At 35.9% G+C, this 15,047-nt stretch carries 13 protein-coding genes; 6 read left to right on the top strand and 7 right to left on the bottom strand.

What is annotated here, in order from left to right:
• Window positions 1-67 precede the first annotated feature (67 nt).
• Window positions 68-1,573, bottom strand: a complete 1,506-nt coding sequence (locus tag AAC026_RS04105; RefSeq protein WP_339695234.1) for a capsule assembly Wzi family protein — start codon at window positions 1,571-1,573, stop codon at window positions 68-70.
• 312 nt (window positions 1,574-1,885) lie between these two features.
• Here AAC026_RS04105 and AAC026_RS04100 point away from each other — a divergent pair, with 312 nt between their 5' ends.
• The 6 genes from AAC026_RS04100 (at window position 1,886) to AAC026_RS04075 (ending at window position 8,061) form a co-directional block, all read left to right on the top strand.
• Complete coding sequence (locus AAC026_RS04100; protein ID WP_339695233.1) at window positions 1,886-2,500, top strand: hypothetical protein; 615 nt, start codon at window positions 1,886-1,888, stop codon at window positions 2,498-2,500.
• Window positions 2,501-2,535: 35 nt separating this feature from the next.
• Window positions 2,536-4,233, top strand: a complete 1,698-nt coding sequence (locus AAC026_RS04095) for a capsule assembly Wzi family protein (RefSeq protein WP_339695231.1) — start codon at window positions 2,536-2,538, stop codon at window positions 4,231-4,233.
• Between the two features lie 2 nt (window positions 4,234-4,235).
• Complete coding sequence (locus tag AAC026_RS04090) at window positions 4,236-5,672, top strand: flippase (protein ID WP_339695229.1); 1,437 nt, start codon at window positions 4,236-4,238, stop codon at window positions 5,670-5,672.
• A 1-nt stretch (window position 5,673) separates the two neighbouring features.
• Window positions 5,674-6,579: a glycosyltransferase family 2 protein gene (locus AAC026_RS04085; protein WP_339695227.1), complete on the top strand. Its 906-nt coding sequence runs from the start codon at window positions 5,674-5,676 to the stop codon at window positions 6,577-6,579.
• Window positions 6,580-6,724: 145 nt separating this feature from the next.
• Complete coding sequence (locus AAC026_RS04080) at window positions 6,725-7,201, top strand: IS30 family transposase (RefSeq protein ID WP_339695225.1); 477 nt, start codon at window positions 6,725-6,727, stop codon at window positions 7,199-7,201.
• A gap of 92 nt (window positions 7,202-7,293) precedes the next feature.
• Window positions 7,294-8,061: a class I SAM-dependent methyltransferase gene (locus AAC026_RS04075; RefSeq protein WP_339695224.1), complete on the top strand. Its 768-nt coding sequence runs from the start codon at window positions 7,294-7,296 to the stop codon at window positions 8,059-8,061.
• A 3-nt stretch (window positions 8,062-8,064) separates the two neighbouring features.
• Here AAC026_RS04075 and AAC026_RS04070 read toward each other — a convergent pair whose 3' ends face one another.
• The 6 genes from AAC026_RS04070 to AAC026_RS04045 form a co-directional block, all read right to left on the bottom strand.
• Window positions 8,065-9,180, bottom strand: a complete 1,116-nt coding sequence (locus AAC026_RS04070; RefSeq protein WP_339695222.1) for a DUF1972 domain-containing protein — start codon at window positions 9,178-9,180, stop codon at window positions 8,065-8,067.
• A gap of 2 nt (window positions 9,181-9,182) precedes the next feature.
• Window positions 9,183-10,304 carry a glycosyltransferase family 4 protein gene (locus AAC026_RS04065; RefSeq protein ID WP_339695221.1) on the bottom strand — a complete coding sequence of 374 codons (1,122 nt, stop codon included), beginning with the start codon at window positions 10,302-10,304 and terminating at the stop codon, window positions 9,183-9,185.
• Window positions 10,305-10,430: 126 nt separating this feature from the next.
• Complete coding sequence (locus AAC026_RS04060; RefSeq protein ID WP_339695219.1) at window positions 10,431-11,372, bottom strand: glycosyltransferase family 1 protein; 942 nt, start codon at window positions 11,370-11,372, stop codon at window positions 10,431-10,433.
• 238 nt (window positions 11,373-11,610) lie between these two features.
• Window positions 11,611-12,606, bottom strand: coding sequence for an O-antigen ligase domain-containing protein (locus AAC026_RS04055; RefSeq protein WP_339695218.1), 996 nt, complete (start codon window positions 12,604-12,606; stop codon window positions 11,611-11,613).
• A 476-nt stretch (window positions 12,607-13,082) separates the two neighbouring features.
• On the bottom strand, window positions 13,083-13,991 hold the full coding sequence (locus AAC026_RS04050) for a glycosyltransferase family 2 protein (RefSeq protein ID WP_339695217.1): 909 nt from the start codon (window positions 13,989-13,991) through the stop codon (window positions 13,083-13,085).
• Between the two features lie 9 nt (window positions 13,992-14,000).
• Window positions 14,001-15,014 (bottom strand): NAD-dependent epimerase/dehydratase family protein, encoded by a 1,014-nt coding sequence (locus AAC026_RS04045; protein WP_339695215.1) that lies wholly within the window; start codon window positions 15,012-15,014, stop codon window positions 14,001-14,003.
• Window positions 15,015-15,047: the final 33 nt, after the last annotated feature.

Here is a 15,047-nt window from a genome sequence, read left to right as displayed (position 1 = left end):
CTCATAAAAAGTATACTGGCACAAAGATATTAAAACAACTCATACCACGAACTTATAGTTTTTCGAATTAATAATTTGACAATCTATATAAAACTGACATCTCTAAGCCAAATGCATTATACAGCTCACCCGAATCATTCGCCAACCTAAGATTTAAACCTAAGGGCTTAAGATTAAAAGCTTGATTATAGCTAACCTCAACAGAAGTATATACTTGTTTTTTTGCTGGAAGAAAAACATACTCAAAACTTGGGTCTCTATCTATACCCCCCCAATTAAATCTACCCTCATATATACCAGCATAAGTACCAAAGTTTTTTGAGTAAGTAAATAACCCTTTATAGGTAATTTTTGAGCTGAAATTCCCCTCTATACCAATATGAAGTGCTGTTAACCGATTATTCGCAATGGCCACCCCATAATCAGGGTATGGGTCCAGAAAATTAAGTGTATGCTGATAAGTCAAAATCAATGGGTTTCCGATCACCTGATCATTATAAGTCCAACCCGAACGATATAGATAGTTATTATAGATGTCATCTCTTTCGCCAAACTCATTGCCCCTATTGTCTTCTTCTGTTTGAATATCATCTGTTGGGTCAGGTAGCCCTCGCCCACTTTGCCATTTTGTTCTTACCACCTCGACATAAAATTTACTCACCAGATATTCCCTCTTTGGTAAGCCCCATTCCAATCCAATTAAAAAGTCCTTAAAACTTATAAACTGAATACTACCCGCGTCTTCAAACGGCTTTTGATAGTTCAAACTTAAGGTATGATCACCCAACCTTTTTCTAAAAGTAAACTCGGTTAAGCCAAGGTGATTACCAATAGCATTACCCTCACCAGCACTACTGCCATCTGGGTTATGTATACCTCTACCCATAAAAACTCGAAAATAGTCATTCAAACTACTCGGCTGTTTATCTCCTTGAGGTGAAACGCCACCATATTGAGCAAAATGAACGATGCCCGATGAAATTTGTAGACCAATCAAATCGTCTAAATCGGCCATCCCATAAAAGGTTTTTCCATGAAGCAATGCCTTTGAAATGTATCGATCTTCTTCCATCCAACTCTGTCTCAAAGAGCCTCTAAACTTTAAGTAACCATGAGTAAAAGGCACAGACTTAAACTCATTCAAACTAAGCTCAATCATTGGAAGTGGCAATGCATTTTCACTCATGGCTAAAGAACCTGACGAAAGTCCAGAGGGTAACCCTCCATAAGTTCTTTTTGCTCTTCCTGCAGTAAATTCCCAGTCCTTGAATTTAGCTCTAACATAATACGTGGAGAACCTTTCATTGCGAAACCCCAAGCCTGATAAAAGACTCCATGACTCACTTATAGTTCTTTTATACCCCACCTCCCCTTTTAGAAAAACTGGCGCATCACCATCAACTTCTCCATATTGGTTATTGATAAGGTAGAATGGGGCAAAGCTTTTGGAAGAAAGAACGGTACCTGTTGACACATACGCCTGTAAACTATCCTGTATTTCAACTTTAGTTTGACCTAAAACAAAATAATAAGACATAAAAAACGAAACCGTCAACAGGCAATATCTAAGCATATTTGTGTTTTTCCACAAAGCTAAGAAATATAGTCTCCGTTTAATATGTAAAGAATGACTAAAACATACTATACAACATCAAAATCTTTTCATCTTTGGATTGAAAACAGTCAAAATACGTTTTCTTTGTAAAACTCAATAGTGGAAAAAAAATTAGAAACTCACATGACGAATGGTTCGATTTATTTTAGGAAAATTATTTTGAATGCCTTCTCCAGATTAAAACCAACTACCCACAAGAAAAGACATCAAACTATTATTCTAATAAATATGATTACAGTCTTTTTATTGTCTGGGTGTTTAAATGACCAAGTGACAGAGAAAACTATCTATTTTAATGACTTTGAAGATGGTTTAGATGGGAAAACTAAAACAAAGTCTATAAGCAGTTTCCAAAACGCAAGAATCGAAAATTATGATGGTTCAAATGTACTTGGCCGGTTTGGTTTTGATGGTTTTCTAATGAACTTAAATAATGTACCTGAATTTGACATGATTGAAGTAAGCTTTGATCTATACATACATGACAGCTGGGAAGGAAACGGAAACTCTAACAATAATAACCAACCCGATATTTGGATTTTCAACATTGACAGTCATAATATAGTCTACTCTACTTTCATAAACACTCTCTGTCAAACACACCAATGTAACACTCAACAGAGCTACCCAAATAGTCTAGGTAGCTTAAATCCAGAAAACGCAGATGCCCTAAACACAAACCTCCCAGGTGTTTGTAAGTTTGATTCTATTTTGGGCGGAACCAAACAGTACAGGTATAGCAAAAAGTTTAACCAAAGTGGATCATCAATTGAATTTTTCCTTGGCGCTCAACTTCCTGGAGTCACGGCAACTGATTATTGCCTGAAAAGTTGGTCCATTGATAACTTCAAAGTAATAGGCATTACAATACCAGAGATTTTATGACCCTAATAACAACTCTAAATTCTATACTTTTATCAATGTTTCGAAAAGGTATCTTTTCGTCTATTATATTGATTTCAGCATTTACAGCGGTTTCACAAAACAAGCTCATTGTAGGGTTGCCTGTAATAGAGGATTATTACCGTAGGTCTCAGCTCGTTGAAAACAACGACTCAAGTGCCTCATTCCTTTTAAGGCCTATTTATTTAAATTCAACTGAGAGTCGAGGCCTTTATACACCCGAAACAAAAAGTGATTTATTAAAACCTCAAGTCAAATTTAGTTCTTCTAAGACACCATGGTTTGACTTCAGCTTCCTACCTGTGCAGATTAATTCACAGTATACAGAAAAACAACCATATGGCTGGAATGATGGAGCTCTAATACCAGCAAGTGGTTACCAACAAACCATATCCGCTGGGTTCAATACTAGAGTTGGCCCATTGTCTTTACAGTTTTACCCAACTTATCAATACGCGGAAAACAAATCATTCGAAGGAATTCCTCTTGACCAGGGAAGTGTACTTTGGGCCAGATATTATAGTTATACTTTAAACAGTATTGATCAGCCAGAAAGGTACGGTGATGGGAATTATGAAAAATTCCTTTGGGGGCAGAGCAGTATTCGACTAAACGCAGGGCCTATTTCTTTGGGGTTATCAAATGAAAACCTATGGTGGGGGCCTGGACGGTTCAACTCACTGGTAATGACTAATAACGCCAGAGGATTTAAACACCTAACTATCAACTCAATCAAACCTATTAAGAGTTGGTTAGGATCTTTCGAATTTCAAATGATAGGGGGTAGGCTAGACGAATCTGGATTTTTACCGCCAGGTAATAACATTGTACATAACGGAAGATTTATTTATCGTCCAAAAGTTAACGATTGGAGATATCTTTCAGGGATTATGTTTAGCTATCAACCTAAGTGGATACCAGGGTTATACTTAGGCGCTACCAGGGTAGTTCAACAGTACCACGAAAATGCTAAAGAAAGTAAGGATTACTTTGGTGCTGTTTCCAACCTGTGGAGGAAAAATGACCCCGGGGGTATAGCAACTGAAATTCAGAGAGACCAGTTAGCTTCTGCCTTTCTAAGGTTCGTTTGGCCGGAAATCCAGACTGAAGTATATTTTGAATTTGGAAGGAATGATGCTGCTCAGAATTTTCGAGACTTTTTCTTAGAACCATGGCATTCAGCTGCCTATAACGCTGGGTTTAGGAAACTATTCCCCTTTCAACAAAAGGAAGATCAAAAAATAGACGCCTCTTTCGAATTTACTCAATTACAACAAAGTGCCGGCAGAATTATACGAGAGGCAGGTACATTCTATATTCACAGTCGTGTACGCCATGGGTATACACACAATGGAGAAGTATTAGGTGCGGGAATTGGGCCAGGAAGCAATCTCCAGACCCTTGAGGTCAATTGGGTTAATGAATTGAAGAAAATAGGGTTGACTTTTGAGCGATATGTTCATAATAATGATTACTATTTTTTTGCATTCAATGATATACAAGACCCCAGAAGACATTGGGTTGATATCAGTGCTTTCTCAAATCTTAGTTGGGATTTCGGGAACCTCCTTATAAATGCTCGATTAGGAGTAATTAAATCTCTTAATTACCAATATCAAATTCAAGACCAGATTGTTCCAGGTGCTCAATATTTTGTACCAGGCAAAGATGTAATTAACTTCAAATCCAGTCTTGACTTGATATATCGTTTCTAACTATGTCTATTAAAAAGAACTACGCTTATAATCTCTTATTGAGCATATCAAATGTAGTTTTTCCTTTGGTCACTTTTCCTTACGCCTCAAGGATATTGAACCCTGATGGAATCGGTAGAGCACAGTTTGTAATCTCATTTGCTCAATACTTTTCCATAGTAGCAGCTTTGGGAATACCCATTTACGGTATCAATCAAATTGCTAAGGTAAAAAAAAACCAATCTGACCTGAATAACATTTTCTCGGAACTATTCATCATACATTTAATATCAACATTTATTGTGCTCTTAATCTATCTGACTTTGGTTTTTTCTATACCTACTTTAAGTCAAGATAAATTGCTTTTTCTAATTGCCACAGGAGTTATTCTTCTAGGCACTTTAAGCTTAGATTGGTTTTTTAACGGCCTAGAAGAGTTTAAACTTGTAGCGATTCGATCGTTTGCGGTTAAATCAATTGGCTTGATTCTCCTTTTCACTTTTGTCCATAATCAGACTGATGTAATTCCTTACATTTTTGTAATGACATTCATTCTTGTCGGCAATAATGTTATCAACATATTTCTCTTAAGAGGAAGAGTTCATCTAAAAAGTAAAGGCCTCAATTTCAAGCAGCATACTCTACATCTGATTTTCATCTTTAGTACCATTTTTGCTGCCACAGTATATACCAACTTAGATACTGTACTCTTAGGCTTTTTGGCCGATAAGAGTCAAGTTGGCTTTTATACCGCTGGCACAAAACTTTCGAAAGCAGTTATACCAGTTATTACAGCCTTTTGTGCTGTACTTCTACCTAGAGTTGCACAAAGTATATCCAGTAAAGACTCTAAGCTTGAAGAAGCACTTCTTTTAAAATCATTTTCGTTCATATCATTTATAGCTGTTCCTGCTTTTTTTGGTTTATGGTTTCTAAGAGAGAACATCATCATACTTTTTTCGGGTGAATCCTTTTTACCTGCCTCCGAAGGAATGATCTACATGGCTTTGCTTCCCCTTCTAATTGGGTTCGGTTATGTCTTTGCCTATCAGGTCTTAGTACCCCATGGTTTGAATAAACAAATGTTTACTGCTTCTATATATGGATTAATAACATTTATATTAGTTAATATAATCCTTGTTCCGAAGTTTGGATTTATCGGCACCGCAATTTCAATAGCCTTAACTGAACTCGTTGTTACATTCTCCTACATCTATTTTACTCCAAAAAGATTACTTAAAATACTTCCATGGACTTCCCTTTTACAATCTGGGGTAATTTGCACTTTATTTTTACCGATTATTATATTGATTAAAAGTAATGGGTTGAATAACATTTCAGAGCTATTATTGGCAATAGTGAGCTGTGCTTTAATATACTTCAGCCTCCAATACGTTCTGTTCAAAAACACGTTTATTAAAGAGGGGTTATCATTTCTAATTAAAAAGAACCACACTTAACATGTCGTCCGATTCATTAATCATAAATGTAGTTTTGGCCTCATATAATGGTGAAAAATATATCCGAAAACAAATAGAGAGTATTCTTAACCAAACTTATCCGATCGCTGGAATTCATGTTTTTGACGATTGTTCCACAGACAACACCGTTCAGGTTCTCAGAGATTTTGAACGTCAAGGACAGATTCACCTCCATATTAATAAAGAAAACATCGGGCTCATAGAAAATTTTAAAAGAGGAATTCAACAGCTGTCCAACGATGGTTATATAGCATTAAGCGACCAAGATGATACCTGGGATAAGCGAAAAATAGAAGATTCAGTTTTGAAAATGTGCGAAATTGAAAAGGATCCGTTATTACCAGCCTTGGTCTATTCAGACTTAATTGTGATAAACTATAATGATGAAATTGTTGCAAAGTCCTTTTGGAAAGAAACAAACAGGAGCCATTATAAACACTGCCTTGAAACGGTATTATTTGGTAACGTAGTAAATGGCTGTACCACACTATTTAACAGTGCAATGGCAAAATTTGCCAAGGATATACCAAATAAAATCATTCTAAATCACGATGCATGGCTCGCTCTTATAGCTTTTAGTTTTGGCCAGATTGGTATTGTGGATAAACCCACAGTAAATTATAGGCAACATGAAGAAAACATCACCTTCTCCATAAAAGAGAAGAAGGAAGGATTTTTTAAAAAAGTGAAGAAAAATATACTATTTACTTTTAAACCAAAAATTTTTATGAAAGATCAATTCGATTTAGTCAATTCATTTTATCAGGTTTATTGCTCAGAGCTAAATGAGGGCGAAAAACTGATTTTCACTAATTTTTTGAAACTTAAAGACAAGAATTATTTCACTCAAAAAAAATATATATTGAGCATGTTAAAACAAAAGTAACTGGTCACTTTCATGAAAAATGCAAAAACAATTTTAGATTCTGATAAGCAAGGAGGTATTGGTAATAAATTTCGTTCGAAAAGATTCCTGTTTTTAGAGCAATGTCTTATAAACATCGATCGCCCAATCAGAGTGCTGGGCGTAGGTGAAGCCGAATATTTTTGGAAAAATAGAGGTTGATCCAATGATGGGCAACAACCAATCGACACTGTTGGTAATGACCAACAGAAAAACCCTGATAATAATAGAAAAACTCTCCAGCAATAATGCACATGAATTGTATCAGAAAATGGAGCAAAGGTTAACGTGCTTTAGTAACTCATGGATAGAAAAAATCACTTTTGATAATGGAAAGGAGTTTGCCCAGCACGCTAAAATAGCAGAAGACCTCAATGTGAAAACTTACTTTACAAGGCCATACACATCACAGGACAAAGTAAATGTCGAATATAGAATAGGTGTAATTAGAAGGTTCTTCCCAAAGAAAACTGACCTTAGAAAAGTATCCGACTTGAGAATAAAAGAAGTAGAATGGTTGCTAAATTGTAGACCTATTAGAAAGTTTAATTATCAAAACCCAATTGAAGTCCTAAGTAATAAGTTTGTTGCACTTATTGGTTGACCTCAGCAATCATTTACAGCTCATAATTTCAAATTAAATAACTAAAATCGCTATTTAGTTTACATTTATCAAAATAAATAAACAGCTTAAGCATGGACAACGGCCTACCTTTTATTTCTTCATTTCGAGTTAATCCCGATTTAGTTTGGCAGATGTCTAGATCAGAGAAATATGCGTTGATTGGATTACTTGAGCACTTAAAACCCAATTGTTCTGTAGAAATAGGTACTTATCAGGGTGGTAGTTTACAAGTAATTAGTGAATTCTCTGAGAGAGTTTACTCTATAGACATTAGTCCAGAACCCAAGAGAACGCTTCAGCCTTTGTTTGATAACGTAGAATTCATTGTTGATCAGTCTGTGAATGTACTTCAGGATCTATTTAAAAATATTGAGAAAGCGGGTGAAAAATTAAATTTCGTTTTGGTGGATGGAGATCACTCAAGAAAAGGAGTGCATGATGATTTAAAGATGATTCTCGATTACCCTCATAAGAATGACTTAGTCATACTTTTGCATGACAGTTATAACCCACAGTGCCGCAAGGGAATGAAAGACATTGACTATTCTAGTTATGACAACATTGAATATGTAGAATTGGATTATATCACAGGCTCATTTTGGCACAATGGGAATAATAGAGAAATGTGGGGAGGGTTAGCTTTAATAAAAGTAAGTGGAAATCAGAATAACCCAGCTGAAGTAAACGAATCAGCACGTAATTCTTTTAAAGTGGCGCAACTACATTCTATTCACATCATAAAAGATAAGCTTAGATTTTTATCGCCTATTAAAAAACGTATTTACAAGCAATTCAAAATGAGGCATAAGGCGGACAAATACTTTGATTTCGAAAAGTAGAATTTAGCCAGCCTTCTTAGTTAAATCTTCAAATACTCTTATGTAATGATCCGTGATTGAATCCCAGTTATACTTTTCTGTGATCCCTTCTCTAGAAGTAGACTTCATTTTTTGAACCCGTTCAAATTCAGCATCTATTTTATCAACCAATTGTTGAACACTAGTCTCATTCTTTTCAAAGTACTGACCATACCTTTCATTCTGAAGTACTTCTCTATTGAAAGGGGTATTTAATGCTATTATGGCTGAACCAAAGCTCAGGGCCTCTAGCATTGTTGGATTTGTTCCACCAAACTCATGACCATGCATGTAAACATAGGCATTATGAAAAAGCTCAGCAACAGCATCACGATTCCTAACCAAACCAGTAAAAATAAGTCGGTCGTCAATTTGACTAAGGGCTTTCAACTTTGATGAGTATTCATCTTGATAGGGCACGTCTCCTACTATAACAAGCTTTCTTTTTGAATTACTCTTTCGAAATCCCTCAATCATTATTCCCCAGTTATTATCTGGAATAAACCTCCCAACAATTAAATAGTAACCACCAGGTTCGAGTCCCCACTCTTCAATTAATTCTGGCGATTTAGAATATTTTATATTTCCACCATAGGCAATTACTTCAGAATCACGATTGAACAACTCAAGGTATATCCTACGCATTTCATCGGCATCGTTAATGATCACATCATACCACTTTGTTGCTTGCTTTGAAGCCCATTTAAAATAGCTTGCACCCAAACCCTTCCATTTTGGTCTCAGCCATTCCAAACCATCCACATTTATAGCAGTGGGCTTTCTAAACAGACGGGTGATTAAGCCAAATGGACCATTTGCTGAGTTCACAACAAAAACCACATCCGTTTTACTCAAACAGGCGTGGGTCATAGAGAAAAAAGAATGAATTAACTGACTCAATGACTTGGTTTCTATTGTTGGTATATAAACCAGCTTTACTCCATTCACTTCCTTTGGCCTATCATTAAAAAGGTTACGATGACAATAAACTGTTACTTCTACATTTTTTTTTACCAGCCTTTCGACAAGCTCTTTAATAAATGTTTCATACCCACTGTAAACATATGGATAACCTCTGGTGCCTATAATTGATACTCGCATTATTAAATACTATTCATTATCGCAATTAAATTTTCACGGTGTTGTTCATATGAAAACACCTCATTTACACGAATTTCCCCTTTTTTCCCCATCACTTTTCTTAATTCTCCATCTTCAATTAATGGTAATATAGTCTCTGCCGCCATATGTGCATTGTCCCATGGTATTAAAAGCCCTGTTTCATTTAACTTGACCATTTCGGGCGCTCCCCCATGATTTGTAGCTACCACTGGCTTACTGCAAGCCATCGCTTCTAGAACAGTAGTGGGTAAGGGGTCTGGCAAAATGGATGGTAGAACGAAAATATCTAGTGACTGAAGAATTCTATTGATATCAGTTCTGTAGCCTAAATCTATAACTGCATCCTCAAGGTTATTTTCTTTTATGATTTGTTTTAGATCATCATATAAGTATTCGTAACCAGGAAAGGCGTCTCCTACCATTACAAACTTAATATTGTGATATTTCTGTTTTAGTAGGCTCGCTATTTCTAAAAAATACGATTGACCTTTCCAAAAATGAACTCTTGCTATCATACCTATGAGCAACTGATCATTAGGAAGTCCTAGCTCATCTCTAAGACTATCATTTCCTGAATATGGCTCAATACTAAAACCATTGTAAAGCCTGTGAATATTCAGATTTCTGTCAACCTTAAGCCAATGAGATTTAACAGCCTCAGAAACCACTATAACACAATCAGAATAATGTAGCATTAAATATGCATAAGCTTTTAACAGCCATTTAGGACCTGGTATTATCTCAAGTACATGCCATACATGTTTGAGTTTTTTACGCTTACTATAAAAAGCTCCGGTAATAACTCCTGTAGTATTTGAATAAATTGTGTCAATATCATGTAATTTAGTAATCCGATCTAGCTCTCTCATAGAGTTACGAAAAGCTCTGGCTCGATTAAAAAATCCTTTGAGATTAAAGTATTTTCTTCTTACTGTAGCCAGCGGAATTATTTCAACAGGACAATCAAGGCTGACAATCTCTTTACATAATGGCCCGTTACTCGATAAAGCCACCACCACATAACAACCGTTCTCCTTCAAAATTTTTATTGTTTCGAGCCCTACTTTACTTGCTCCATATAAATCGGAGGAGCTATGGAGCATGAGAATTCTTCTAGACTTATTATTTACCACTTTAATTTACAAATTTAAAACACCGAAATAGAGACGTGAAATATCTAAATACAGTCAATAGTTAAGACAATCCATTATCATTTAATCCTTCACTCTTTACGGTAAGCTATAAAAATAAGCCTCCATTTTATTCAAATATTCGTTACGATTAAAGTCTAGGAGCCTGACACTTCCTCTTTCTATCAAGGTTTGCCTCAATTCAGAATTGTAATGCAGTTTCAACATTAACTCGCTCAATTCATTATGATTCCCCATTTCAAAAGACAGGCCAGCACCACCTAATACCTCGACAAGCGCCTCCTGACTTGAGGTTATTACAGGACATCCCATCTCAAACGCTTCTAAGATAGGAATTCCAAAACCCTCATTATTAGAAGGAAAAATATAAGCTTGGGCACATTTATATAATTTAGCAATGTCCGAATCGGATAGGTAGCCAGGTAAAATTACAGATTTTTTTATGCCTAATTTCTTAATGAGATTGACAACTTCTGGGAAGTCATTAAACCTCTTATTCGCAGCTGGGTTACCAACTAAAACTAGCTTAAAGTTTCTATCTTTTGTTTCCTTTAAAAAAGAATCAAACGCCTTAACCAAAACCTGAAGACTCTTTCTTTTTTCAAAGACTCCTACATGAAGAAAATATTCTTTGTTGACCAAGCTTAAGCTTCTCAAAATTTCATCCGTTTCCGATACAATCTTCTTCATTTCTCTATGAGGATGCGAAATGACGGAGACTTTCACTTCAAAGGGGAGAATACCTTGGATTTTTAATTTTGCAGAGTTAGTTATTGTCATCACTGATGCCCCTCTTTTTACTCCCTGAAGAGTAATCCATTTAAAATATGGTAGCCAAATTCTACCATAGTGTTCTGGAGTATCCCAAAAAAAAGTATCATGAAACATGACTACCTTATGAGACTTCATTCTCCAAAAAGTAGGGTAATAGTCCGGAAAAAAAACAATATCCGCTTTTATAATAAAAGCCTTAAAAGGTATAGTAATCTGCTTCCAAACAATGATATCAATTTGAGCCATCAACCTGTAGAACAGAGATCCCTTTTTTCTGAAAGTATTAAATGAACTAGTCTTACTAGGTTCTGGGTAAAAAACGTACCTGTAATTCCCGTCCTTCCTATTAGAAAAAATTTTTATCAATAACTCAGTATACTTTCTCACGCCAGTCTCTGCTCGATATAAATTATGTATATCAATTAGAACAGTTTTAGGTTTGATATTTGAATCCATAGTCAATAAATGAGCCTATAGCATTACACTATAACTGATTCTCTGTTTTTAGTTTTTCGAAAGTTTGAATACTATAACCCACCATCCACCAAGACAAGTACGCCACATATAAATATATTTCCGCATTGGATGTCATTAGAGGCAATAGAAAGGCAAACTTAAAAGTAGCCGCCATAAAAGGAAAGGCTCGTTCTGAAATAGTACTACCGAGTTTATATGCTTTAACTGAATAATAAATTGAGGAAAAGAGTAGACTAATATAAAGCATCAAAAAGGGGATACCCAGCTGAACTCCGAAAATAATAAACTGATTTTCACCACCCACTTTCAACTCTTCATTCACTCCGCCAGCATTTCCGCTTGTTCCTAACCCAATGCCCATTGGGTTAGAAATAATGCTTTCTATTCCTTCTAACCACTCAACAACATGTCCAATACTTGATGAATCTGCCAAGTTAAAAGTATCTATCACAAAGTAGCGTAAATCATCTCCTGCAAAAAGAAATATAGATGCGAAGAATAGAACAACCATTAAGAACCCGTACAAGATGAGCTTATAGTAACCAAGAATAATTGCAATAAAAAACATGATTAAAAATAGCCCCACAAGAGAAGACCTGGAGTAGGCAAAAAGAAGAGAGCCAACTGAAATGAGAACCAAAACTCCATACTGATAACGCTTTGTTTTACTATTGAGAAAAAGGAAAAAAGCCCCAGAAAAACTCATCAACATTGCAGAGGCTAGGCCCAATGGGTTCTCGAAAAAGGCAGCAAAACGTTTAGCTCCACTCTCTGCTCCAAAGGTATAAGTAAGTCCATGAACACCTGCAGGATCAATCCCATTGATGTCTTGATTTAGATTTGCATAACCAATAAATGTCTGAAAATGAGTATCAATAGACTTTTCGAACAAATTTAATATGAAAGCCAGCACAGTCACAGTCAGAATTATTTTTAGAATACTCACTACCTGATATGACTCTAGCATCATAATCCTTCCAAGGAGGTACATTAATCCTAACATTAAAATATTCTTAAAGTAGAGGGTCTTATTCACAAATGACACTTCCCCTATGGGTAAGAAAAGATACAAAAGGGCATAACCAATTAGTGCAATAAACAGATAGTCCGTAGGCTGCAATCTAATAGGAGTTGTAAAAAGATTCCTTTTATACAGCAACCAAGACAGCAATGTTATAAACACCATTATTTCTTTTAAATAAGTGATTAAACTCACCAACAAAGGAGACCCTGTTTGTTGGTAGGTTAATGCCTGAAGGGTGACATAAAAAGGGAGAAATACACAAAAAAAATAGATGAGGAAATGTAGATTCCTTTTAAATAGGATTTGTTGAGCGCAATAGATTACACCCCATACTAAAAATAGGCTCAATATTAAGAATAGAACTAACAAGACAGACCATTCAAGACACCCATAAGTATATTAAAGCTAGTTTCAAGTTACAGGAATTCTCGCAATTAGGAATCATACGGAATAATTCAAACTTGAAATGTTAGGCCATGATAAAAACCTCGAAATGACGCCTTAAGCTTTTTAAATCTGCCTCGGATTAAAAAATATAGTGAATACCCAGTAAGCTTGTAAAGCTGATAAATCATTGAGGTAATAAAAAAAACACCCTTGGCATATCGTCTCACTATAAAAATGTGATTTCTGATATTGACATAGTGTGAAAATGGTGACAGATTACCCTCCCCAAAAGTTTCCCGATTATCATTCGACTTACCTACTTCATGATATATCTTAGAGGAAGGCTCATAAACTAACTTATATCCTGCCTTCTTAATTCTAAATGACCAATCAGTATCTTCATAATAAATGAAAAAGCGATCATCTAGCTTTCCTACTTCGCGTATTATTGAAGATTTTGTCAAGAAACAGCAGCCTGTCACCCAAGGAATTGCCTTCTGTTCATCATACGCCCCCTTGTCGGCTTCACCCATTCCAATAGTTTTTGTCAAATGCCAAACCTTTGAAAATGAACTTCCTGCATTCCAAATGACTTCTCGTTCTTGGTTGAACATTATCTTTGGCTGAATTGCTCCTATGTTTACATCTTGTTGTAAAACTGCAACTAGGCTGCTAGCAAAATCAGGCGTAACAATCGTGTCGTTGTTCAGCAGCATTAACAATTCCAAATTCTCATTCACAGCGAATTCAATGCCCGTATTATTCCCCCCAGTAAAACCAAGATTCTTCTCATTCTTTAAAAGAACGATTTTAGGAAATTGCGCTTTGAGCTTATCTCCAGAACCATCATTCGACCCATTGTCAACTACTATCACACGGTAATCAGGATAGTCAATATCACTCAATGAAGCGAGGCAGTTACGTGTTACATCAAAGCTATTCCAGTTTACAATAACTATGGCTAACGAGGGTAGCATATGAAATATTTATGCGTTTGCTACTATTTCTGTCTTTTTCCAAAAATCATAAATGCCATTCTCAAGTTCATATTCGGACCATCTAAACCTTTCTCTTAAAGGTTGTTTTTTAGCCCAATTCCACATAATAGTCAGACCTTCTTCCAATGAAGTACGGTCTTTGTAGTCGAGTAGCTCTATCGATCTTTGCCAGGTTGGGTGTGCATTTTTAACTTCATGGCGTGCCTCTTTGTATATGGTTTCACCCTTACCTATCACCCGTTTTAGTATTTCATTGGCCTCATTGATACTATGGTAAACAGAGCTGCCAAGGTTAATTATCTTTTTTGAAGCACGCTCATCAGTAGCTGCTTTCCACAAAGGCTCAAGGCAATCATCCACAAAACTAAATGCTCGTTTCTGCTCACCATCGCCAAAAATACTCATGGGTTCATTATTTAGGTATTGGGTCATCCAAATACCGAGGACATTTCTATAAGTATCCCAAATATTTTGTTTTATCCCGTAAACATTATGGGGGCGTATGATACACCAATCTAAACTGTGTTGTTCACCTGCTACTTGGATATCCATTTCACAAGCATATTTAGCAATTCCATAAGGATCTATTGGCGCTGGAGTGTCTTGTTCATCAAAAGGAGGGGTTCCGTTACCGTAAACAGCCATTGAACTGGTAAAAACTAACCTTCGAACTCCATGTCTAATACACTCATTGATAATATTAGAGGTTGATAAAAGATTATTCTGATAATTGAAATTTCTTATAAAAGGAGAAAGTCCTTCGGCTGCATATGCCGCAAAGTGGTAAACAATTTCTGGCTTATATTTAGCAAAAATCTCTTTTAATTCTGCCGATTTACAGTCAACCTGATGAAATTCGACATTAGGATTAACGTTTTCAATATATCCGCCACTCAAATCATCTATTCCAATGATATTGTATTCTGAATGGTTGACCGCTATCCAGTCTGCCATTCTACTTCCAATTAGCCCAGCTACGCCAGTAATAACAATATTTCGCATTTTTTGCTTCAAAACGGTTTAAATATGGGAGTT

Origin of the sequence: uncultured Roseivirga sp. (assembly GCF_963973945.1) — a bacterium.
Lineage (GTDB): Bacteria > Bacteroidota > Bacteroidia > Cytophagales > Cyclobacteriaceae > Roseivirga.
Note: the sequence above shows the minus strand (reverse complement) of the source record. Positions and strands in the feature narration are given on the sequence as shown.